Annotated in this window: 19 protein-coding genes; 12 read left to right on the forward strand and 7 right to left on the reverse strand. The window is 61.4% G+C overall.

Annotated features, from left to right (window positions below):
* The first annotated feature begins 225 nt into the window (after window positions 1-225).
* Window positions 226-1,851: a chaperonin GroEL gene (gene groL, locus AC3WQS_RS23760; RefSeq protein ID WP_003941476.1), complete on the forward strand. Its 1,626-nt coding sequence runs from the start codon at window positions 226-228 to the stop codon at window positions 1,849-1,851.
* 154 nt (window positions 1,852-2,005) lie between these two features.
* Here the strand turns inward: groL and AC3WQS_RS23765 are convergent, their stop codons facing one another.
* A complete protein-coding gene (locus tag AC3WQS_RS23765) occupies window positions 2,006-2,842 on the reverse strand; it encodes a DUF559 domain-containing protein (protein WP_029254796.1) in 837 nt (278 codons plus the stop codon).
* Between the two features lie 586 nt (window positions 2,843-3,428).
* On the opposite strand from AC3WQS_RS23765, the gene AC3WQS_RS23770 reads away from it, so the two are divergent.
* From AC3WQS_RS23770 to AC3WQS_RS23785, 4 genes are all read left to right on the forward strand, one after another.
* Window positions 3,429-3,551 (forward strand): hypothetical protein, encoded by a 123-nt coding sequence (locus tag AC3WQS_RS23770; RefSeq protein ID WP_257217655.1) that lies wholly within the window; start codon window positions 3,429-3,431, stop codon window positions 3,549-3,551.
* Between the two features lie 236 nt (window positions 3,552-3,787).
* Window positions 3,788-3,982 (forward strand): hypothetical protein, encoded by a 195-nt coding sequence (locus tag AC3WQS_RS23775; RefSeq protein WP_031331808.1) that lies wholly within the window; start codon window positions 3,788-3,790, stop codon window positions 3,980-3,982.
* A gap of 454 nt (window positions 3,983-4,436) precedes the next feature.
* Window positions 4,437-5,897 carry a wax ester/triacylglycerol synthase domain-containing protein gene (locus AC3WQS_RS23780; RefSeq protein ID WP_029254798.1) on the forward strand — a complete coding sequence of 487 codons (1,461 nt, stop codon included), beginning with the start codon at window positions 4,437-4,439 and terminating at the stop codon, window positions 5,895-5,897.
* A 136-nt stretch (window positions 5,898-6,033) separates the two neighbouring features.
* Entirely contained in the window at window positions 6,034-7,479 is a 1,446-nt protein-coding gene (locus tag AC3WQS_RS23785) for a wax ester/triacylglycerol synthase domain-containing protein (protein ID WP_029254799.1), read from the forward strand.
* Window positions 7,480-7,715: 236 nt separating this feature from the next.
* Here the strand turns inward: AC3WQS_RS23785 and AC3WQS_RS23790 are convergent, their stop codons facing one another.
* Window positions 7,716-7,919: a PspC domain-containing protein gene (locus tag AC3WQS_RS23790; protein WP_003941534.1), complete on the reverse strand. Its 204-nt coding sequence runs from the start codon at window positions 7,917-7,919 to the stop codon at window positions 7,716-7,718.
* A gap of 145 nt (window positions 7,920-8,064) precedes the next feature.
* Between AC3WQS_RS23790 and ppk2 the strand changes: the two genes are divergently transcribed.
* Window positions 8,065-8,979, forward strand: a complete 915-nt coding sequence (ppk2, locus tag AC3WQS_RS23795; protein ID WP_037129644.1) for a polyphosphate kinase 2 — start codon at window positions 8,065-8,067, stop codon at window positions 8,977-8,979.
* A gap of 51 nt (window positions 8,980-9,030) precedes the next feature.
* A complete protein-coding gene (locus AC3WQS_RS23800) occupies window positions 9,031-9,864 on the forward strand; it encodes an alpha/beta hydrolase family protein (RefSeq protein WP_020906717.1) in 834 nt (277 codons plus the stop codon).
* 4 nt (window positions 9,865-9,868) lie between these two features.
* On the opposite strand, the gene AC3WQS_RS23805 is transcribed toward AC3WQS_RS23800, so the two are convergent.
* The 3 genes from AC3WQS_RS23805 to AC3WQS_RS23815 all read right to left on the reverse strand — a co-directional run bounded on the left by AC3WQS_RS23805 (window position 9,869) and on the right by AC3WQS_RS23815 (window position 14,326).
* Window positions 9,869-11,920: a prolyl oligopeptidase family serine peptidase gene (locus AC3WQS_RS23805; protein WP_142006115.1), complete on the reverse strand. Its 2,052-nt coding sequence runs from the start codon at window positions 11,918-11,920 to the stop codon at window positions 9,869-9,871.
* 84 nt (window positions 11,921-12,004) lie between these two features.
* On the reverse strand, window positions 12,005-13,021 hold the full coding sequence (locus tag AC3WQS_RS23810) for an alpha/beta hydrolase (RefSeq protein WP_492712822.1): 1,017 nt from the start codon (window positions 13,019-13,021) through the stop codon (window positions 12,005-12,007).
* A 255-nt stretch (window positions 13,022-13,276) separates the two neighbouring features.
* Window positions 13,277-14,326, reverse strand: a complete 1,050-nt coding sequence (locus tag AC3WQS_RS23815) for an alpha/beta hydrolase (RefSeq protein WP_021343370.1) — start codon at window positions 14,324-14,326, stop codon at window positions 13,277-13,279.
* Between the two features lie 344 nt (window positions 14,327-14,670).
* Between AC3WQS_RS23815 and AC3WQS_RS23820 the strand changes: the two genes are divergently transcribed.
* The 3 genes from AC3WQS_RS23820 to AC3WQS_RS23830 all read left to right on the forward strand — a co-directional run bounded on the left by AC3WQS_RS23820 (window position 14,671) and on the right by AC3WQS_RS23830 (window position 18,175).
* Entirely contained in the window at window positions 14,671-15,546 is an 876-nt protein-coding gene (locus AC3WQS_RS23820; RefSeq protein ID WP_492712823.1) for a dipeptidase, read from the forward strand.
* Between the two features lie 49 nt (window positions 15,547-15,595).
* On the forward strand, window positions 15,596-16,999 hold the full coding sequence (gene lpdA, locus AC3WQS_RS23825; RefSeq protein ID WP_003941477.1) for a dihydrolipoyl dehydrogenase: 1,404 nt from the start codon (window positions 15,596-15,598) through the stop codon (window positions 16,997-16,999).
* 183 nt (window positions 17,000-17,182) lie between these two features.
* The gene (locus AC3WQS_RS23830) at window positions 17,183-18,175 is read left to right on the forward strand and encodes an iron-siderophore ABC transporter substrate-binding protein (protein ID WP_019744462.1); all 993 of its coding nucleotides are present in this window, start codon (window positions 17,183-17,185) and stop codon (window positions 18,173-18,175) included.
* Here the strand turns inward: AC3WQS_RS23830 and AC3WQS_RS23835 are convergent.
* The gene (locus tag AC3WQS_RS23835) at window positions 18,151-18,600 is read right to left on the reverse strand and encodes a winged helix-turn-helix transcriptional regulator (protein ID WP_007735410.1); all 450 of its coding nucleotides are present in this window, start codon (window positions 18,598-18,600) and stop codon (window positions 18,151-18,153) included. The genes AC3WQS_RS23830 and AC3WQS_RS23835 overlap by 25 nt on opposite strands.
* A 118-nt stretch (window positions 18,601-18,718) precedes the next feature.
* Between AC3WQS_RS23835 and AC3WQS_RS23840 the strand changes: the two genes are divergently transcribed.
* Window positions 18,719-19,570: an SDR family oxidoreductase gene (locus AC3WQS_RS23840; RefSeq protein WP_021343373.1), complete on the forward strand. Its 852-nt coding sequence runs from the start codon at window positions 18,719-18,721 to the stop codon at window positions 19,568-19,570.
* 52 nt (window positions 19,571-19,622) lie between these two features.
* Here the strand turns inward: AC3WQS_RS23840 and AC3WQS_RS23845 are convergent, their stop codons facing one another.
* Window positions 19,623-21,224 carry an MFS transporter gene (locus AC3WQS_RS23845; protein WP_003941517.1) on the reverse strand — a complete coding sequence of 534 codons (1,602 nt, stop codon included), beginning with the start codon at window positions 21,222-21,224 and terminating at the stop codon, window positions 19,623-19,625.
* A 68-nt stretch (window positions 21,225-21,292) separates the two neighbouring features.
* Between AC3WQS_RS23845 and AC3WQS_RS23850 the strand changes: the two genes are divergently transcribed.
* Window positions 21,293-21,868: a TetR family transcriptional regulator gene (locus AC3WQS_RS23850; RefSeq protein ID WP_019744460.1), complete on the forward strand. Its 576-nt coding sequence runs from the start codon at window positions 21,293-21,295 to the stop codon at window positions 21,866-21,868.
* Window positions 21,869-21,870 lie beyond the last annotated feature (2 nt).

Raw genomic sequence — 21,870 nt, forward strand, 5'->3', positions numbered from 1 at the left:
ACTCGCGAACCGTGAGTGCCAGGTCGAGGCAGTGAGACCGGGAACCATAGACACCCCCGGTCGTCCGTCGCGGGCACTGACTAGACCACAGGCGTAGATGGGTGACCAGGCAAATCGGTCGCCCGTGTAATGAGGTGACTGGTCAAACGGTCGCCTTGTGCCGATGAGGTGACCCGACGAGCGGTCACCTTGTGTGTCACCCCCTATCCGGAGGATCACTTCGCAATGGCAAAGATCATCGCGTTCGACGAAGAGGCACGTCGTGGCCTCGAGCGAGGCCTCAACGCCCTCGCCGACGCTGTCAAGGTGACGTTGGGCCCCAAGGGTCGCAACGTCGTTCTCGAAAAGAAGTGGGGCGCCCCCACGATCACCAACGATGGTGTTTCCATCGCCAAGGAGATCGAACTCGACGACCCGTACGAGAAGATCGGCGCCGAGCTCGTCAAGGAGGTCGCCAAGAAGACTGACGACGTCGCTGGCGACGGCACCACCACCGCTACCGTTCTCGCACAGGCTCTGGTCCGTGAAGGCCTGCGCAACGTCGCAGCCGGCGCGAACCCGCTCGGCCTCAAGCGCGGCATCGAGAAGGCTGTCGAGGCTGTCACAGCTCGCCTGCTCGAGACCGCCAAGGAGATCGACACCAAGGAGCAGATCGCTGCTACCGCCGGTATTTCCGCCGGCGACCCGTCCATCGGTGAGCTCATCGCCGAGGCTATGGACAAGGTCGGCAAGGAAGGCGTCATCACGGTCGAGGAGTCCAACACCTTCGGCCTGCAGCTCGAGCTCACCGAGGGCATGCGCTTCGACAAGGGCTACATCTCGGCGTACTTCGCCACCGATGCAGAGCGTCAGGAAGCCGTCCTCGAAGACGCGTACATCCTGCTCGTCAGCTCCAAGATCTCCACGGTCAAGGACCTGCTGCCCCTGCTGGAGAAGGTCATCCAGTCCGGCAAGCCGCTCCTGATCATCGCCGAGGACGTCGAGGGCGAAGCTCTCTCCACCCTCGTGGTCAACAAGATCCGTGGCACCTTCAAGTCTGTTGCCGTCAAGGCTCCCGGCTTCGGTGACCGTCGTAAGGCTCAGCTCGCCGACATCGCCATCCTCACCGGTGGCGAGGTCATCAGCGAAGAGGTCGGACTCTCCTTGGAGACCGCAGGCCTCGAGCTCCTCGGCCAGGCACGCAAGGTCGTCATCACCAAGGACGAGACCACCATCGTCGAGGGTGCCGGCGACGCCGACGCAATCGCCGGTCGTGTCAGCCAGATCCGCGCCGAGATCGAGAACAGCGACTCGGATTACGACCGTGAGAAGCTGCAGGAACGTCTGGCCAAGCTGGCCGGCGGCGTTGCAGTCATCAAGGCCGGCGCTGCTACCGAGGTCGAGCTCAAGGAGCGCAAGCACCGCATCGAAGATGCAGTGCGTAACGCAAAGGCAGCCGTCGAAGAGGGCATCGTCGCCGGTGGTGGCGTTGCACTTCTCCAGGCAGCTCCCGCACTGGACGACCTCAAGCTCGAAGGTGACGAGGCAACCGGCGCGAACATCGTTCGCGTTGCACTGTCCGCTCCGCTCAAGCAGATCGCATTCAACGCAGGCCTCGAGCCCGGCGTTGTTGCGGACAAGGTCTCCAACCTGCCCGCAGGTCACGGCCTCAACGCTGCGACCAACGAGTACGGCGACCTGCTCGCTGCAGGCATCAACGACCCGGTCAAGGTCACCCGCTCGGCACTGCAGAACGCAGCGTCCATCGCGGCTCTGTTCCTGACGACCGAAGCCGTTGTCGCTGACAAGCCCGAGAAGGCCGGAGCGCCTGCAGGCGATCCGACCGGCGGCATGGGCGGCATGGACTTCTGAGTCCATCTCCACCTAGCTCCTAGAGCCCGGCCCACCGTTTGGTGGGCCGGGCTTTTGCTTGTCTGGAGACAAATGCGGGCATTTTTGTCCACTACTGCGACGCGATCGCGGTTTCCCGTTGCACGCTCGATGCTGTGTGCGTTTACGCCCGCGCTTACGTCCGGTTGTGTCGGCGTCTTCGGACCACTGTGATGATTTCGTCCGCCACAGCGTCGAGATGGGCCATCGCGGTGGCGGCGGAGTAACGCAACACCATCCATCCGTCGAGAACGAGTGCGTTCTGACGCCGTCGATCGTTGTTGAAAGTTGCGGGGTCGGTATGGAATTCGCGCCCGTCGATCTCCACGATCACCCGGGCTCGCGTGTCGACCAGGTCGCCGAAGTAGGGTCCGACCCGAGCGTTGATCTCCAGGTGGACGTTGCGCGCAGTCAGCGCACGGGCGACTGCTCGCTCCGGTTCCGAACGAGTGAGCGGGCAACAGGTGCGGAGTTGTTCGCGTACGGCGGGGATCCCGTGCCTGCCGCGGCTCGCATCACACAGTTGGGCTATCGACTTCCACGGCACTCGGGTCGATACCGCCGCGTCGAAGAAGGCCTCGAGTTCCGGGCGTGGCAACGTGGTCGCGACGTCGATGAAGCACTGCTCGATCGGCACGATCGGTAAACCCATCCACTCATCCGACGAGACTCCTGTTCGTCGGTGAAGCCGTACCCACTGCGGACTGCCTGCTCGGACGCTGGGAGCCACGGTGGCCTCGACGAAGCGTGGTTCCTCCGGCAGGAGATCCCACAGCCAGGCCGCGCTGGTATGGCTGAGGACGGCCTCGGGCTTCCACAGCGTGACCGCGACGCAACGCTCGAAGTATCCAGGTTCTTCGGTGGAGTACACCGACGGCAGGATTCGATGGAGTCGCCCTGACCGCGTGGATCGGGAGATCGAACTGCTCGAGGTGCCCTGCTCGAGCAACTGGTTTCTCGTGACAACTTCCACGTATGCACTGTGGCGGCAAGGGCCTGACGACGCGGATTCAGAAGCCACTTTGTGGATGGCCGCGTGTGTGTGGACAACCTCATGGCGTAACAGGTGTATCGAGAAGGTGGGGAACGAGAAGCTTCACCTATCCGAATGTTGAAGGATGTTTGATATTTTCCGTCCCGATTGTTCGCCTCCGCTAACCTGTGAAGTGCGGATACCTCTAGTTCTTTTGGTGGATAATTCTGTTCTGAATACCCTCAAGTACTAAGCCTTTCGGACGACGTGCATTCCGGTTGCTATTCCATTTTGCTCGATTTTCAGGCGTCTTGGACGCTAGACCTGCGAATATGGAACAGGTTTCAGATCCATCTGAAATTCTTGGGCAAAAAGCACCCAAACCGGATCCTATTGCACTACCTTGATGTCAGTCACAGCCGCGGAAAGTGGGCGCCAGCCCCGGAGGATCTCGGCTTCATAGTACGACTGGGATTCTTTAATTGCTGCTCGGACCGGTTCTTTGTGGGCTGCATCAAGCATGCCAAAGTAAATGTTCCGTGAGTATTCGCGGCCAATCGAAAGCGTGGGATTCAATATGATTGTCATGTTCCTGCAGACAACGGCGGCATTGTTCACCGACCTGCTGGGTAACGTCTGGTCGGGTTCGCTCATGCCGGGAATCGACGGGGTCACCGGATCGTTGGTTTCGGCAATCGACCTCAGTTGACAGCACCTGCAAGTTCTTCTTCCAATGTTATTCATGACAGGAGCGAATGATGGATCTGGGATCGATTGCGGATGTTCTCGAGGGCGAGGCCGGGGGGTTGATCAAAAACATTCTCGGGATGGCTTTGTTTACCCCGTTTATCGCCTCGGTTGACTTCGGGTGGTTACCGAACGTCGACTGAGAAGTGAATTGCTTTACCCAGTGAACGAAATCAATCTCGAGGAGTGTGAAATACGGTGGACACAGCTAGTTTGATAGGTGCGCTCGCAAGCGTTGACGTCGGATCCCTCGTGGATCCACTGTTCTACTTGGTCAAGGTCGTTGACGGAATCTTCGTGTCGATCACCGGAAGCCTCAACATGGGCGGTGCGCTCGGTGAGGCTGCGGCGGGCAGCGTCCAATCGGTCCTCGGCTCCGTAGCCGGCCTGTAAAAGGAGAAGGAGAAAAGATGTTCGATCTCTTCCTGGACTACCTGTCCAAGATCGTCGATTTCGGATCGGTCGATCTCGTGGGCACGTTTGTGAAGTATTTCAACGCGCTGTCGTCTTCCCCCACGCCATAGAAGAACGGAATCGGTCATGCTGCAAACTTATATAACCGGAATGATCACGTGGGTATCGAACATGCTTGGTCTCACTTCCACTGGAAGCAAGATCATCAAGGATCCTCCACAAAAGCCGTGATCACTCCAGCGACTGCATCATATTGTTCGGTTGTCGAGGACAGCATCGTAGCGGAGCAGTCAGGCGAACCTGCACTTGCTTGAAACTATGGTCCCCGTAGCCCTGTGGCTTCGGGGACCATTGGTTTTGCAATCACCGGATTTACTGTCACTTTTACGCTCAGGCGAATGTGCGGGCAACCAGTCGCGATACAAGGAGTTCAATGGGCGCGTCCAACACGTCAGGCGCAAGGATGGCGCAGCTGAACCCACGCGATGCCGAATTCATCTATCACGAGGGCGCTGGTCACCTGAACCATCTGATCGCTGTGTACTTCTTCGAAACATCGTTGCACCCAAGCGCGGAATTCACGGCAGAACAGGCAGTGGCCTGGGTGACCGCACGCCTCGGATGTGATCGCATGTTCACTCAACGAGTCCAACGGACTCCGTTGGGACTCGACCATCCCTACTGGGTGACAGACCCTGACTTCGACGTGCGAAAGCACGTGTATGTCAACAAGATCAATGAAACAGGATGGGCAGCACTGCAAAAGCCGTTGAGCGCGTTGTTGACCACGAAGATGGACCTGCGCCGTCCGCCGTGGGAACTGCACTTCTTCGTAGGTTTGGAGGGACTTGAAGAATTGCCGGGCCGACTGACGGCGGTGGTGCTCAAGTCCCACCACAGTGCAGCTGACGGTATCGCCATCAGGACGTTGGGCGAAACTATCTTTTCGGGCAAGGTGCAGCAGGCTGGGTCCGAACCGCCTGTGCCGTTTGTGCGAGCGAGGATATTCACCAAGTCGCTACTGGGTTTTCCCGGCCGAATATATCGCTTCGCAAGGCAGGTACCAGGCAACCGACGCGCTCAGAGAGATGCTGACGCTGCGAAGAGGGCAGGAGAATGGGTGGAGAGCCTCAACGAGAGGCCTGCAGTTCGATTCAACGGCAAGGTGAGTGGAGTGGCCTCTCTGGAACCGATGACAATGTCCGGGGAGCAGGTCCGTGCGATCAAGGATTCGGTGCCCGGTGCCACTGTCAACGACGTTCTGCTCGCCGTCGTCGGAGGTGCTCTGACGCGCTACCTCACGGAAAAGGACGAACGGCCACGAGATTCCTTGATCGCGATGGTTCCTCGCTCGGTACGCAAGGTCGAAGCGTGGGAGTCGGCGAATCAGTTGGTGGCTCTGCTGGTGGATATGCACACCCAGGTCAAGTCCCCGTTGGAGAGGTTGGCGCTCATTTCGAGTTCGGCACGGTCGGAGAAGGCGCGCACGTCCCATCCCGCGGTCAGGCGTGCCGGGGCCGCAGTCGAGACCACGCCGGCGCCGTTGATGAGATTGATGGCGTATGCGCGCAAGCAGAACGATCACAGCCTCGATCGACCGCGTTACCAGCACACCATGGTGAGTAACATTCCTCTCTCGGTCGAAGGGTTGACGCTTGCCGGCGCCCCGGGCGCGGCTGTGCTTGCAGTGCAAGCGCCTATCGACGGGGACGGGCTACGGCATTTCATGGTCGCCGCAGCAGGTGGGGGACTGACCCTCAACGTCATCGCGGATACCGCGACCATGCCCGATCTCCACCATTACATCGAACTACTGCGAGCAAGTTTCGATGATTTGGCGGCGGCAGCCGCGATGCAGACTGCGGATTCACCTGACCAAGAGGTTGCCTCCTGATCGATCGGAATCGCAGGCACCTTTTCCGATTGCTGGATTTGGTGATACCCAACGATTCCGAGCAGAACCCAGAGGATCTGCATGTCAGCTCGCTACAATTCGGACATTCGTTCAGCGTCGGAATTGAGGGGCATGCATGATCTTTCGGAACTCGTTGCCAGCCGCGGTATCTCAGATGGGACCGCGAGACGCGGAGTTCGTCTACAACGAGTCCGGCGGACATCTGAGCCACATGGTCTGCGCCTACTTCTTCGACACTACGGGCCATCCGCTCGCAGAGATGACGCACGACGACGCGGTTCGGTGGATCACCGAAAGATTCGGGTACTGGCCACTGTTCACGAGTCGCCTCCAGCGAGTTCCGCTGGATCTGGACTATCCCTATTGGGTCCCGGCCGATTTCGACGTCGATGATCACGTGCACGTCCATCGTGCCCCTGTTGCCGGGTGGGCGCCGGTTCGTGAATTGCTCGGGCGCTCGCTCGGGGAGCCGATGGACCTGTCCCGGCCGCCCTGGGAGTTGCACGTCATGACCGGAGTGCACGGGATCGACGAGCTGCCGGGCAATCTGACGCTGATCATGCTCAAGACCCACCACGGAGCCGGTGACGGTCTGGCGATCCGCGATCTGACCAACCTTCTGTTCTCCGGTCCGCCGAAGCCGGAGACGAAGCGTGCCGGTTCGGGGCTTTCGTCGCTGGATTTGATCGGGCGCACGGTCGTCGGTTTGCCCGGCCAGGCGATCCGCTTCGGCCGGGGTCTGTCCGTGACAAAGGTTGCGGCCGAGACGGTTCGGGAGGCGGAAGAGGCCGGAGAGCTACCTACGTACTCGGCCGACCGCCTACCGACCCGATTCAACGGCGTGCTGGGCGGAGACATCACGATCGATTTCCTGACGCTGGACGGCGCAGACATCAAAGCGATCCGAGCGGCCGTTCCGGACGTGACGGTCAATGACATCTTCCTGACCGTCGTCGCCGGTGCTCTCGACGCATACCTGTCGGAGAAGGGCGAGAAATCGGCCAGTGGGTTGGCGGCGATGGTTCCCCGATCGATGCGGAAGATAGCCGAATGGGAGTCGGCCAACCAACTGGCGCTGTTGACGGTCGATCTGCACACAGACGTCGAAGATCCGGTCGAGCGGCTGACACGAATCAGGGATTCGGCGCTGATGGCAAAGGGGCGGAGTTTGCACCCAGCCGTCCGTCGTTACGGCACACGCATCGAAACCTCGCCTGCGGCTCTGCTCAGACTCACCGGTCTCTCGCGTCGGCTCAACAAGCTGGACCCTTCGCACAATGTCATTCAGAACACGACGATCAGCAATGTCCCGGTATCGGTCGACGGGAATGTCTTCGAAGGTGCGCCGGCGGTGGCAGTTCTCGGCGGGCAGGCGCCGGTCGACGGAGATATTCTGCGCCACTTCCTCATTGCCGCGCGTGGAGGTTCTCTGACGCTCAATGTCATCGTCTCGCGAGAGACGATGCCGGATATCGAGCACTACGTCGAACTATTGAGGGTTGGGTTCACGGCGCTTCTGCAGGCAGTTTCCGACCAAAATCGTGAGTTCGTCGAACGATAATCTCTCGACACCCTCAGCTTTACGCCGCCCGTCGTCCCCGAGTTTTCTGAACATCTTGGTTGGGCAGCGTCAGTGGCCTGGCCGTCAAGGGTCTCGAGGCCCTCGCTGCGCTCAGCGGTGGAGAGTTGAAGGCCGCCAAGTAGATTGTCGATTTCGGGGCCTGCTCGTGTTGGCGCGTAGGCCCCGAAATACCTTTTGTCGGCGCGTAATTCTCGCCATGTCAATTGCCGGAACTCTCAACCTAACGGCATGAGCATCCAGGCCGCGAGATATACCAAAGCCGCGGTTCCACCCGTGCAAATAGCGGCGATAACCGCGAGTAGACGGACAAGATTTACGTCGGCGCCGAAGTAATCTGCAATTCCGCCGCACACTCCGGCGAACATTTTCTTGTCGTTGGAACGGGTGAAGGGGCGAGGTGTGTTGCTTTCGAATGTCATGCTTCAATTCTGAAGCGAGATGGCGCCGCGCACCATCGGGGACGACCCCCATCTGGACCCTGATCTTTTGAGGCCGCCGTGTCATACCCCGGTAGTTCATCCCAGCTTCACCGAACAGTTGCTGCGGGAGACTAACTTGTCGGCGGTGACCGATTTAGCAGAACGCCGACCGTTCCTCAGCGCCTTCGCGGATCTCTCGACCGCCGTCGATCTGGCCGACACCGCCGCCTTCACCGTCGACGACAATGACGACGACGATCCGGTGCTGCTGACGTCGCCGGACGGTTTCGAGGTCGACACCTGGCGGGAGGGCTACCCGTACGAGGCACGGATGCCTCGGGACGAGTACGAAATGTCCAAGCGTCTGCTGCAGATCGAACTCCTCAAGCTGCAGAACTGGTCGAAGGAAACCGGCGCACGGCACGCCATCGTGTTCGAAGGACGCGACGCTGCCGGCAAGGGCGGAACGATCAAACGATTCATGGAGCACCTCAATCCTCGCGGCGCTCGCGTCGTGGCGCTGGAGAAGCCGTCGGCCCGCGAGTCGACGCAGTGGTACTTCCAGCGCTACGTGCAGCACCTTCCGGCTGCCGGGGAACTGGTGATGTTCGATCGGTCTTGGTACAACCGGGCCGGGGTCGAGCGGGTCATGGGCTTCTGCACCGACGAGGAGCACGAGCGTTTTCTGCGCCAGGTGCCGTTGTTCGAGCAGATGCTCGTCGACGACGGCATCAGCTTGATCAAGTTCTGGTTCTCGGTTTCACCGCTGGAGCAGCGCACGCGGTTCGCGATCAGACAGGTCGATCCCGTTCGGCAGTGGAAGCTTTCGCCGATGGACATCGCTTCTCTGGACAAGTGGGATGCGTACACGGCGGCGAAGGAAGAGATGATTCGGTTCACCGATACCGACACCGCTCCGTGGACCGTCATCAAGAGCAATGACAAGAAACGCGCGCGGATAAACGCGATGCGTCACGTGCTCAGTCAGTTCGATTACGACAACAAGGATTACGAGATCGTGGGTACTCCGGATCCGCTGATCGTGGGAAGCCTCGAATAGTCGGCGCGTGTGCTCTGCCCATCCGCGGCGTGGGTGGTTAGTGTGAGTTGAATGGAGACCGTACCGATCCAACTCCCCGACGGCACCGTGACCCCGATCCGTCTGTTTCCCGGACCGAACGACGACGCACCCGTGGTGGTGATGTTGCCCGGGCTCGGAGTTCCCGCCGGGTTCTACGATCCGGTGGCGCAGGCCCTGGTCGAAGCCGGCTTCAATGCGGCCATCGGTGAACTGCGTGGCCAAGGTGACAGCAAACCGCGCCCGAGCGCGTCGAGTGTTTTCGGATATCAGGAACTGGTCTCGATCGATTGTCCGGCGACGTTCGAGGTGGTGCGTGAGCGGTTTCCGGCCAGCACACCATTTCTGATGGGGCACAGCATGGGCGGCCAGATCGGGGTCATGTACGCGTCCAGGATTCGGGGCCGGCTCGGCGGACTGATCCTGGTTGCCTCCGGATCGCCGTATCACCGCGGATTCCCCGGAATCCGTGCGCCCGGACTCTATCTGGGCTCGTCCGCGATGTCGGTGACAGCCAACATCGCCGGCTTCTGGCCGGGAGACCGGGTCAACGTCGGCGGCTTCGGTCGACAGTCGAAAGTACTGATCACCGATTGGGCCCGGTTCGCCAGGACCGGTCGCATGGAACCCGTCGGTGCGGATATCGACTACGAGGAGCGGATCGCCCGCCTGACCTTGCCGGTTCTGTCGATCACGATCGAAGGGGACGATCTCGCTCCACGCCGGTCGGCAAAGAACCTGGTGGACAAGCTCTCCGGGGCCCAAGTGACGATGACGCACATCGACGAACCACTCGGTCACAACGGTTGGATACGCAATCCCACCGCTGTGAGCGAGCGCGTCGTCGCGTGGTTGCGCGACCGCTGAAAGATCAGCCGAGTTTCTGCCAGAGGAACTCGTAGGTCAGCGCAGTCTTGAAGGCCAGCTGAGCATTGTCCGCGGCGCCGCCGTGGCCACCCTCGATGTTCTCGAAATACAGCACCGGCTTGCCCAGCTCTTCCAGCCGTGCGGCCATCTTGCGGGCATGCGCGGGGTGGACGCGGTCGTCGCGGGTGGACGTCGCGATCAGGATCGGTGGGTACGACGCGGCGGCGTCGATGTTCTGATACGGCGAGTACTCCGAGATGAATGCCCACTCCTCCGGGACATCGGGGTCACCGTATTCGGCCATCCAGGACGCGCCGGCCAGCAGGAGATGGAATCGGCGCATGTCCAGCAGCGGGACCTGGCAGACGATGGCGCCGAAGAGTTCGGGGTACTTGGTCAGCATGATGCCCATCAGCAGGCCGCCGTTGCTTCCGCCCTGAGCTGCCAGAAGATCCGGGGTCGTGATTCCGCGATCGACGAGGTCTCTCGCGACGGCAGCGAAGTCTTCGTGCACCTTGTGGCGACCGGCCTTGAGAACCTGTGTGTGCCAACCGGGTCCGTACTCGCCGCCACCACGAATGTTCGCAACCACATAGGTGCCGCCCTGCGTCAGCCAGGCACGGCCCAGAGAACCGCTGTACGACGGTGTCAGCGAGATCTCGAATCCGCCGTACCCGTAGAGCAGGGTAGGGCCTGGCTCGCTACGCGGACTACGCACCACGAAGTACGGAACTTGGGTGCCGTCGGCAGAGGTGGCGAAGAACTGCTCCGTGGTGATGCCCTCGGCGTCGAAGAACGCGGGAGCCTGCTTGAGGGCAGTGGGTTCGGTTTCGCCGATCACGCCGTGCAAAAGAGTTGCAGGGGAGGTGTATCCGCTCGAGTTGACGAAGTATTCATTGCTGACATCGGGGTCGGTGTCGAGAATTTCGATACTGGTCAGTTCTGGAAGCCCTTCGAAAGGTCGATCCTCCCAGCCGTTTTCGCCCGGCGTCAGGATTTGCAGCGTCGTGCGCACGTCGGTCAGGACCACCAGAATCAGATGATCGCGTGTCCAGGTGTAGTGCTCGAGCGAGGAATGTGCGTCGGGTTCGAAGATCGATGTCAGTGCTCGTGAGCCGGCAAGGAAATCGTCGTAACGGATGGCAAGCAGTGCGCCGGTCGGATATTCGGTGTCCTCGACGGCCCACACGGACTTGGTGCGGATCAACAACCACTCGTGGTGAATCGAGATCCCGGCGTCCTCGGGGACGTCCACGAGCACCAGTTCACCGTCGGGGCGAACTTCGAAATGCTGAGAGTTGTAGAAATCGACCGAGCGAGTGACGAAGTCTCGTTCGAACCCGGGCGTCGGATCGTGCGAAGCCGAGATGGCCACGTCCGTGGCCTGGCCCTCGTAGACGGTCTCGGCGCTGGAGAGGGGAGTGCCGCGCTTCCACCGCTGGGCCAGACGGGGATATCCGGAATCGGTGAGCGACCCTGGTCCGATATCCGTTCCGACGTAGACGGTATCGATGTCGATCCAGTCGATGTCGGTCTTGGCCTCGGGAAGGTAGAAGCCGGGATTCTCGCCCTCGGGAGCGAGGAACTCGCGCTTGTCGATGTCGAACTCGCGAACGACCGCCGCGTCTGCCCCGCCGCGGGAGAGGCTGATCAATGCACGGTTGCGGTGTGGCCGTAGAAGTTGCGTGCCCTTCCAGACCCAGTTCTCGCCCTCGGCCTCGGCCAGGGCGTCGAGGTCGACGAGGACGTCCCATTCCGGGTCGTCGGTGACGTACTGATCGAACGTCGTGCGTCGCCACAATCCGCGAACGTGGGTGCTGTCGCGCCAGAAGTTGTAGAGGAACTCACCTCGACGGCGGACGTAGGGGATTCGCGCGTCGGTATCGAGGATCTCGCGCACGTCGCTCTGCAGTCGATCGAAGCGCTCGTTGTCGGTGAGCTGCTCCTCGGTCACGGCATTGTGCTGACGGACCCAATCGAGTGCAGACTCACCGGTCACGTCTTCGAGCCAGAGGTAGGGGTCGTCGCCGGTGGTGGGCTGCTGATCGGAAGTCATACGTCCATTCTTACTGCTCGCTCCCGACAGCACTCGACCCCGCTCCCGAAACACTGGAGCGGGGTCGAGTGAGAACGAATCGGGTCAGATGCCCAGGGAGTGAGCGAGCATCGGCCAGGAGTTGTGGAGATCGTCCTGCCAGTAGCCCCACGAGTGGGTGCCGGTCGGCTTGAAGTCGAAGGTGGCCGGGATCTTCAGGTCGCTCAGACGGTAGGCGAGGTTGTGGGTGCAGTAGTTGACCGCTGCCTCGATGACGCCGCCGACGATCGCCTGGTTGGCGAGCGCACCGACCTGACCGTTGATCGCGGGGTTGGCGAGAGTGTCGTGTGGGCCGGGGAGTCCCGAGCCGGTGGAGACGTAGAGCTCGGTGCCGCGGAGCTTCTCGGCGTTGAGGACCGGATCGTTGTCCTTCCAGCCCTGACCGTCGAGCTGGCCCCACATGTTGGTGATGTCAGCTCCGCCGCGGGTACCTGTGACAAGTTCGATCGCACTCTGACCGACGGGGGTGCTGGTCTCAGCGCATCCGCTGTACGCGCCGACGCCCTTGTAGAGGCCGGGAGCCGCGATGGCGAGGTTGAGGACCGAGGTCGCGGTCATGGAGATCGCGGAGATCGACTGGACCTTGTTGGTATTGAACTCGGCATCGATGACGGGCGGGAGTTCCTGGGTCAGGAACGTCTGCCACTTCTGGCGACCGAGAACCGGATCGTCGTTCACCCAGTCGGTGTAGTAGCTGAATGCGCCTTCGAGTGGAGTGACGACGTTGACGTTCTTGTCCTGGAAGAAGTTCATGACGTCGGTCTTGCGTTGCCAGGTCGCCGAGTCTTCGCCGCCGCCTGCACCGTTGAGCAGGTAGAGCGTCGGGCGGGGTTCGCTGCCATCTGCTGGGAGGATGACCTCGAGCGGGATGTTGCGGTCCATCGCCGGGGAGAAGACCGAGATGGTGACCTTGCGGTCGCCGGTCTTGGTGTTGCTCACGACGTGCGATCCGGACGTGTCACCGCCCGCAGAAGCTGTCGCCGGACTGATCAGCATCGGCAGCACCGTGGCCACTGCGAGAGCTGCGATCACACTGCCACGCTTGAAAATTCGAGCACGCATACGTTCGGATCCTCCACCTGAATGTCTTCGGATCCGGAACGGATCGAAGTGCCTGTGAGCCCTTACTGGAACAGGTTCACTTTTTGTTATGTGTCAGTAAAGCAGAGCGGGCGCAGAAAGTGACGCGATTCGATTGCCTGACAATTGAATTGGCCCCGGAATTAACCCCCGAATCAACCCCCGAATCGGCCCAGACAAGCACTCGACCCCGCTCCAGGAAGTGCAGGGAGCGGGGTCGAGCCGGAACGATTTCGGTCAGATGCCCATCGAACGAGCGAGCATCGGCCAGGAGTTGTGGAGATCGTCTTCCCAGTAGCCCCACGAGTGGGTGCCGGTCGGCTTGAAGTCGAAGGTGGCCGGGATCTTGAGATCGTTGAGGCGGTAGGCGAGGTTGTGGGTGCAGTAGTTGACTGCTGCCTCGATGACGCCGCCGACGATCACCTGGTTGGCGAGTGTGCCGACCTGTCCGTTGATCGCCTCGTTGTTCAGGGTGTCGTGCGGGCCGGGGAGTCCGGAGCCGGTGGAGATGAAGAGCTCGGTGCCGCGGAGCTTCTCGGCGTTGACGACGGGGTCGTTGTCGATCCAGCCCTGGCCGTCGAGGGGGCCCCACATGTTGGTCACGTCAGCGTCGCCGCGCATGCCCACAACCAGTTCGATGGAGGACTGGCCGACCGGTGTGCTGGTCTCGGCGCATCCGCTGTATGCACCGACACCTTTGTAGAGGCCCGGAGCTGCGATGGCGAGGTTGAGGACCGAGGTCGCGGTCATCGAGATCGCGGAGATCGACTGGACGCCGTTGGTGTTGAACTCGGCGTCGATGACGGGCGGGAGTTCCTGGGTCAGGAACGTCTGCCACTTCTGACGGCCGAGGGACGGGTCGTCGTTCACCCAGTCGGTGTAGTAGCTGAATGCACCTTCGAGCGGGGTGACGACGTTGACGTTCTTGTCAGCGAAGAACTCGTTGACGTCGGTCTGACGCTGCCACGTCGCCCGGTCTTCGCCGCCGCCTGCACCGTTGAGCAGGTAGAGCGTCGGGCGGGGTTCGCTGCCGTCTGCTGGGAGGATGACCTCGAGCGGAATGTCGCGTCCCATGGAAGGTGAGTACACCTTGATGGTGGCGATGCGCCCGTTGTCCGTGCGGCTCGAGAGCTTGGAACCCGTTGTGTTTGCCTTGGCAACAGTTGCCGTGGTGGTCGACGGATCTCCGCCTGCGGACGACACTGCAGGGCTGATCAGCATCGGCAGCACGGATACTGCGGCTACAGCGGCGACCAGACGGCCACGCTTGAAAGTGCGAGCACGCATACGTTCAGAAACCTCCACCTAAAATTCCTTCGAATCCGCCCAGGAGTGAACGGTCCTTTGTTGCTGTTCCCGTGCGGGAATTCATGCTGGGTACATGCTCTGTCAATAGGTACAGGGCGTGTGAGTCTTGTAAGTTCTACCGCATCGGTGCGTTATCCGCCAGTGAACCAGAGATTTGCTGAACGTACGACCAGTTTCAGGTGAATTTCCCTGATCATCGACGGGATTAGTGAGTGAACCGGACATATCCACTATGGGAACAACATTGTTGCCTACCTCTGCAGTCGAACGCGTCTGTCGAAGATCTTCTCCGATATCAGCGCCCAGCGGGGAGTTACGTTTCGGTGAACGTCGGTTACTCGCCGCAGACTCGCGCGGGCTCGACGGCAATCGCCAAGAGTTTCGCGTGGCAGGCGCGGGTCGAGTTCCCGGAGATAACCCCTGTCTTCACCGTCGACGGCGTCGTCGAGATTCAGGAGTCCGGCGGAATCGCCCTGGCCTTCGACCTGGAGGACTCGAATCCGCTGGAGGGAGACCTGGCCAACGTCTCGTACTTCTACGACCTCGGAGTCCGCTCGATGTTGCCGACGTATAACTACATGAACGCTGCCGGCTGCGGCTGCTTGGACCTGGCGGACACGGGGTTGAGTGGATACGGCCGTGACCTGGTTGCCGAGATGAATCGCGTCGGAATGACGGTCGACGGCTCACATTGTTCGGTACAGACGGGGTTGGACATCTCAGCTATCACCCAGCGAGCAATGATCTACAGCCACTCGAACCTCCGAAGGTTGTGGGAGCATCCGCGCAACATCACCGACGATCAGGCCAGAGCGTGTGCGGAGACCGGCGGCGTCATCGGGATCAACGGCGTGGGCATATTCGTCGGCGTCAACGGACCGGATGACGACCAGACTCGGCTGTCCGCGATGGCCGACCACATCGAAGAGGCTGTGGGACTCGTCGGCATCGATCACGTCGGGATCGGCTCCGACTTCTCCTTCGACGCCGACGACTTCCGCGAAGAGATCGAGCAGAACCCGTCGTCGTTCTCCGAGGCGTACACCGCGTGGGGGCCACTGCAGTGGACTCCTCCGGAGGACGTGCTGACACTTGATCAGGTATTGCGTGACCGGGGCTTCGACGAGCCGTCGATCGAGGCCGTGTACGGCGGAAATTTCGCCCGAGTTGCCCGAGAAGTGTGGGCTACCGACGGGTAATGCGACCATCTGGGGACAGCGAAACGATGCAGGACTACCCTGGTGAATCGTGACCTCACACTATGACGTCGTTGTCCTCGGAGCCGGCCCCGGTGGGTACGTCGCTGCTATCCGCGCGGCACAACTGGGCCTGAGCACCGCCATCATCGAGCAGAAGTACTGGGGCGGTGTATGCCTGAATGTCGGCTGCATTCCGTCCAAGGCGCTTCTCCGTAACGCCGAACTCGCGCACATCTTCACGAAAGAAGCGAAGACGTTCGGCATGTCCGGAGACGTGTCCTTCGATTTCGGCTCCGCTTTCGATCGCAGCCGCAAGGTCGCGGACGGGCGAGTCAAGGGCATTCACTTCTTGATGAAGAAGAACAAGATCCCGGAGTACGACGGCAAGGGCACGTTCGTCGACGCCAACACCATCAGCGTGGAGCTGAGCAAGGGTGGCACCGAGACGATCACGTTCGACAACGCGATCATCGCGACGGGTTCGTACACCAAGCTGCTGCCCGGCACCTCGCTGAGCGAGAACGTCGTGACCTACGAAGAGCAGATCCTCACCCGTGACCTTCCGGGTTCGATCCTGATCGTCGGTGCCGGCGCGATCGGCATGGAGTTCGGTTACGTCCTCAAGAACTACGGCGTCGACGTCACGATCGTCGAGTTCCTCGATCGGGCACTGCCCAACGAGGACGCCGACGTCTCGAAGGAAATCGCCAAGCAGTACAAGAAGCTCGGCGTCACCATCAAGACCGGTGCCGCTGTGCAGTCCATCAGCGACGACGGCAGCAAGGTCACCGTCTCGATCAAGGACAACAAGTCCGGCGAGATCGAGACCGTGGTCGTCGACAAGGTTCTGCAGTCCGTCGGCTTCGCACCGCGTGTGGAGGGCTTCGGTCTCGAGAACACCGGTGTCGCGTTGACCGATCGCGGCGCCATCGCGATCGACGACTACATGCGCACCAACGTCCCGCACATCTTCGCCATCGGTGACGTCACCGCCAAGCTGCAGCTCGCGCACGTCGCAGAAGCTCAGGCTGTCGTCGCTGCCGAGACCATCGGCGGCGCGGAGACGCAGACACTCGGTGACTACCGGATGATGCCGCGTGCGACGTTCTGCCAGCCGCAGGTCGCCTCGTTCGGTTTGACCGAGGAGCAGGCCAAGGCCGAGGGCTACGACGTCAAGGTCGCGAACTTCCCGTTCGCTGCCAACGGCAAGGCACACGGTCTCGGTGACCCGACCGGTTTCGTCAAGCTGATCGCCGACAAGAAGTACGGCGAACTGCTCGGCGGGCACCTCATCGGACCGGACGTTTCGGAACTGCTGCCTGAGCTGACCTTGGCTCAGAAGTGGGACCTCACGGTCAACGAGTTGGCACGCAACGTCCACACCCACCCCACACTCAGTGAGGCACTGCAGGAAGCGATCCACGGCCTCGCCGGCCACATGATCAACTTCTGACGGCAGGGCCTTCGGCCCCGTGCGCCTTTTCGGTAGTTCGCACTACCGGAAAGGCACACGGGGTTTTTCGTCTTTTGTGTCGAGTTGTGTTGCGAAACCGCCATCTGAGGCCTTCGAGTCGGGGTGTAGGCGCGCAACGCATTAGCGTCCCGAGTCGACCATCCGGCTTTCGAAGGACCACTCATGAAAACTCGTTCCGTACTGCTCGCGGCTTGCGTCGCGCTGACGCTCTCCGCCTGTGGAACCTCAGGTGACTCCGGATCGGACACCGAAGCTTCGGGTGCCGCCGAGGCGGGGGCGTTCCCCGTGACCGTCGACCACGCCTACGGTTCGACGACGATCGACGCGGAGCCTATGCGCATCGTGACCATCGGATGGAGTGGCCAGGATGCGGTGATCGCGCTGAACAAGGTTCCGGTCGCCATGGAGAGCTTCTCCGGCGACGGCATCGAGAACAACATCCTGCCCTGGGACGCTTCGCGTCTGAACGGTGCCAAGCCCGTTCTCATGACGACCAATCCCGATATCCCGTTCGAGCAGATCCTCGGGCTCGATCCCGACGTGATCCTCGCCGTCTACTCCGGCATCGACGAGGGCGAGTACAAGCGTCTCAGTGACATCGCGCCGACCGTCGCGTTCCCCGACCAGCCGTGGGATACGGCGTGGGACAAGCAGATGAGCATGATCGGTGCAGCGCTCGGACAGCCGGAGCAGGCTCAGACGCTGATCGACGAGACCGGGGCGTACTTCGAGAAGCAGGCCGCTGATCACCCACAGTTCCAGGGCAAAACCGCAACGTATGCAATGCGCACCGACGAGGGCCTGATCGTCTTCTGCGGCACCGACCCGCGGATCCGTCTTCTCGGCCAGCTCGGGGTGAAGACCTCGCCCGGTGTCGACGCAGTGTGCACTTCCGGCGACAGTTCGGTGTCCGTGGGCATGGAATCCATCGACACACTCGACGCCGACGTCTTCATTCTCGTCGACGCCGACGGCACCAACCTGGACAAGCTGATGTCCTTCGGTCCGTTCGCGAACATGACCTCGGTGTCGAACGGCCGTCTGGTTCGTCTGGTCGGAATGGACTACGCGATGGCTACGTCCGCTCCGACGGTGCTGAGCGTTCCCTACGCATTCGACGAGTTCATCGCTCAGCTTTCGGACAAGTTGAGCTGATTCCGAGCGTCGTACGACGCTTGTGACGCAACGATTTTCGGAACCTGCGACTCGAGTAGTTCGATCAGGGCCGTGATCTTTGCGGCGACGTCGGCGCCGAGTTCGGTCAGGCTGTATTCCACTTTGGGCGGGATGGTTTCGAGTACCTCACGGTGCACGAGGCCATCCCGCTCGAGTGTTTGCAGGGTCTGCGAGAGCATGCGCTCGCTGACTCCGTCGACGCGTCGGCGCAGGGCACTGAACCGGTACGGGCCCTCGTTCAATGCCGCAAGCGCGAGTGCGCCCCAGCGTCCGGTTGCATTCTGCAATGCCGCCCGAGAGTTGCACCCGCGAGCGAAGACGTCAGCCTCGAGCGTTGGGTCCACGACGTCGGCATTCGGATCAGGAGTCTGGGCAGCACGTGAAGGTGAGTCGGTGCTGGTCATGAACCCAGGCTACTACTGCACGATCCCATAGCGCTAACTCGACGTGTTGCACTTACGAAAAATAAGTGCATGATGGTTGCAGAACGCATTTACGCTTCAACCTGGATCGGGAGTTCGCATGAGCATTGCAGTCACCGGCGCAACCGGAAACCTCGGACAACTGGTAGTCGAGTCGTTGATCGAGCGGGGAACCGCCGCGTCCGACATCGTCGCAGTCGTCCGCAATCCACAGAAGGCGGAAAGCCTCGCCGCCCGCGGAGTAGTTGTACGTCAAGCGGACTATGCGGATGCCTCGGCGTTGGAAACCGCATTGGCGGGCGTCGACAAGCTGGTGCTGATCTCGGGAAGTGAAGTGGGGTCACGGCTCGCGCAACACACCAACATCATCGACGCGGCGAAGGCTGCCGGCGTCGGATTCATCGCCTACACGAGCATCTTGAATGCTCAGGACACGCCGATGAAGCTTGCTGCCGAGCACAAGGCGACCGAGGACGTGCTCACTCGGAGCGGTATTCCGTTCGCGCTGTTGCGCAACGGTTGGTACTGGGAGAACTTCACCAACGACCTGGCCGGTGTGATCGAACGCGGCGCACTGGTCGGTGCGGGAGCGGAAGGCAAGATCGCGGCTGCGGCGCGTGCGGATTACGCCGACGCCGCAGCAGTAGTCGCGACCACCGATGGTCATGAAGGTGCAGTGTACGAGTTGGGCGGTGACGAGAGGCTCACCTACGCCGAATTGGCCGAGAAGATCAGCGAATTTGCCGGCAAGCCCGTCGCGTACCAGTTCGTGAGCGAGGACGCATACAAGGGGATTCTCGAGAGCGTCGGCCTGCCTGCCCCGGTCGCAGAGATTCTCGCGGATTCCGATGCTGCAATTGCCAAGGGGGCGTTGGACACTGAGTCTGGTGACCTGCAGAAGTTGATCGGCCGCAGCAGCGCTCCGGTGGCTGAGGTGTTGAGGAAGGCCTGACCTGCTGTGCGCCTTTATTAACCGCGGGCGGTTAATAAAGGCGCACAGGGGGCTACCCCATGTGGACTGCACCCTCGGCGGGCAGATCACCCTTCTTGGCGCGGACCAGAACCAGCACTACCGGTGCGATGATCGCCAACAAGATTGCCGCCCAACCGAATGCGGCTGAGTATCCGGATACCTCGGCGCCGAAGAAGTAGTCCGTCATCGAGGCGACGAAGTCCTGCACCGGCTGGGGGAGTAGCGCCAATTGGTCCCCGGTCGGGATGGTCGCATTCGACATGTCGACAGGAATGCCTTCCGGCGGGATCGGCGCCGCGTTGTCGGCGGTGAAGGCCGACTTGGCCGAAGCGTAGATCGTGGTGAACAGTGCGGTTCCGAGTGCGCCGCCGATCTGCAGGGTGGCGTTGACCAGGGCACTGGCAGCGCCGGCGTCGTGGTCGGGAACACCGATCAGTGCGAGGTTCTGCATCGGCACCATCAGCAGGCCCAGTCCGAAGCCGAAGATCGCGAGGCCGGGGAACACGTGCGTCCAGTAGGAGCTGTGTACCTCGATCTGGGTCAGCATGAGCAGTCCTACTGCGGCCACCAGCGGGCCGGCGACCATGAGCGGCTTGGGGCCGATCTTGGTGGACAACTGCGCTGCGATGGTCGACGCCAAGACGATGAAGAATGCCATCGGCAGCGATCCGACGCCGGCCATGACCGGGCTGAATCCGAGCACGATCTGCAGGTAGAACGTCAGGTACAACGTGCCGCCGAGCAGGGCGGCGCCCACCAGCATGGAGCCGATCAGAGCAGCGCCGCGATCACGATGCCACGGAACGCTCAGCGGTAGAAGCGGATTCTTGCTGCGGCTCTCGACGACCACGAAGATCGCGAGGAAGACCAGACCCAGTGCGATGAACAGCAAAGTGTCCGCCTGACCCCAGCCGTGCTCGGCGCGTGTGAATCCGTATACCAGTGAGCCGAGCCCCAGGGCGATGAGGACAGCGCCGGGAAGGTCGTAGCTCGTGTCGCCGTGCGCTTTGGTTTCCTTGACAATCGGGACGGCTGCAGCGATGGCGATCAGCGCGATCGGGATGTTGACGAGCAGGCACCAACGCCAGTCGACGTACTGCGTCAGCACTCCACCGAGGAGCAGGCCGATGGCAGCGCCACCGCCGGAGATCGCGCCGTAGACGGCAAAAGCCTTGGCGCGCTCCTTCTCTCCGATGAAGGTGGTGGTGAGCATCGACAGCGCAGCGGGCGCGAGCAATGCTGCGAAGACGCCCTGGCCGGCGCGAGCGATGAACAGTTCGATACCGCTCTGCGCGATGCCGCCGATGCCGGAGGCAACCGCGAAGCCCGCCATGCCGACGATGAAGGATCGCTTTCGGCCCCAGTAGTCGGCGATACGTCCGCCGAGGAGCAGCAGCGCACCGAACGCCAAGGCGTACGACGTGACCACCCACGCGCGGTCAAGGTCGCTGATGCCCAGTTCCTCCTGGGCTGCCGGTAGGGCGATGGAGACGATGGTGCCGTCGAGCACCACCATGAGTTGAGCGAACGCGACGATGCAGAGCACCAGCCAGCGACGTTGATGATTCGGATTCTCGGAGACAGCCGGGATCGGTGGCAGAGTGCCGCCGTCGACGTGGGACGTGGTGGTCATTGGAAAAAGGTATTCCAGCCTTCTCAGGTGAGTCAAACGAAATAGTTCGTTCGGTTACCATCATCACTATGGCTCCCACTGACGTGACCGCGACGAAACAGCGAATCCTCGACGCTGCGCAAGAAGAATTCGGTACCTACGGGCTTGCCGGTGCGCGCATCGATCGGATTGCGAAGAACGGAAACGCCAGTAAGGAGCGCCTCTACGCCTATTTCGGTGACAAGGTCGCGTTGTTCCACGCGGTGCTCGACGTCGACTTCGAGCAGGCGATGGAGTCTGTCGAGTTCACCGGTGAAGACATGCCCGCGCATGCCGTCGAACTGTTCGACGCAATGCTCGCCAAACCACAGATTCAACGGATGATGATCTGGGGTCAATTGCAGGGTGAGGCACCACGGATGAAGAAGCTGGCCGAGGAACATTCCAGCTGGGTTCCGCGAATGGCCACGATCCGCAAGGCTCAAGAAGACGGCCTCATCTCGAAGCACTGGGATCCCCAGGACCTGATCACGATGCTGTTCGGCCTCGTGTTCGGTTGGGTAGTGGCCCCCGGTGTGGCCGACAACCAGAACGTCGACGCCGACGAGATCGCGCGCCGCCGTGAAGTGGTGCGCGAGGCCGTCACTCGAATCTGCAAGCCCTGACT

Source organism: Rhodococcus sp. FW305-130 (assembly GCF_058788335.1).

Coding starts and splice junctions, on each gene's coding strand:
- groL (WP_003941476.1), top strand. CDS start 226: ATGGCAAAGATCATCGCGTTCGACGAAGAGGCACGTCGTGGCCTCGAG.
- AC3WQS_RS23770 (WP_257217655.1), top strand. CDS start 3,429: ATGTTCCTGCAGACAACGGCGGCATTGTTCACCGACCTGCTGGGTAAC.
- AC3WQS_RS23780 (WP_029254798.1), top strand. CDS start 4,437: ATGGGCGCGTCCAACACGTCAGGCGCAAGGATGGCGCAGCTGAACCCA.
- AC3WQS_RS23785 (WP_029254799.1), top strand. CDS start 6,034: ATGATCTTTCGGAACTCGTTGCCAGCCGCGGTATCTCAGATGGGACCG.
- AC3WQS_RS23790 (WP_003941534.1), bottom strand. CDS start 7,919: ATGACATTCGAAAGCAACACACCTCGCCCCTTCACCCGTTCCAACGAC.
- AC3WQS_RS23800 (WP_020906717.1), top strand. CDS start 9,031: ATGGAGACCGTACCGATCCAACTCCCCGACGGCACCGTGACCCCGATC.
- AC3WQS_RS23805 (WP_142006115.1), bottom strand. CDS start 11,920: ATGACTTCCGATCAGCAGCCCACCACCGGCGACGACCCCTACCTCTGG.
- AC3WQS_RS23810 (WP_492712822.1), bottom strand. CDS start 13,021: ATGCGTGCTCGAATTTTCAAGCGTGGCAGTGTGATCGCAGCTCTCGCA.
- AC3WQS_RS23815 (WP_021343370.1), bottom strand. CDS start 14,326: ATGCGTGCTCGCACTTTCAAGCGTGGCCGTCTGGTCGCCGCTGTAGCC.
- AC3WQS_RS23830 (WP_019744462.1), top strand. CDS start 17,183: ATGAAAACTCGTTCCGTACTGCTCGCGGCTTGCGTCGCGCTGACGCTC.
- AC3WQS_RS23835 (WP_007735410.1), bottom strand. CDS start 18,600: ATGACCAGCACCGACTCACCTTCACGTGCTGCCCAGACTCCTGATCCG.
- AC3WQS_RS23840 (WP_021343373.1), top strand. CDS start 18,719: ATGAGCATTGCAGTCACCGGCGCAACCGGAAACCTCGGACAACTGGTA.
- AC3WQS_RS23845 (WP_003941517.1), bottom strand. CDS start 21,224: ATGACCACCACGTCCCACGTCGACGGCGGCACTCTGCCACCGATCCCG.
- AC3WQS_RS23850 (WP_019744460.1), top strand. CDS start 21,293: ATGGCTCCCACTGACGTGACCGCGACGAAACAGCGAATCCTCGACGCT.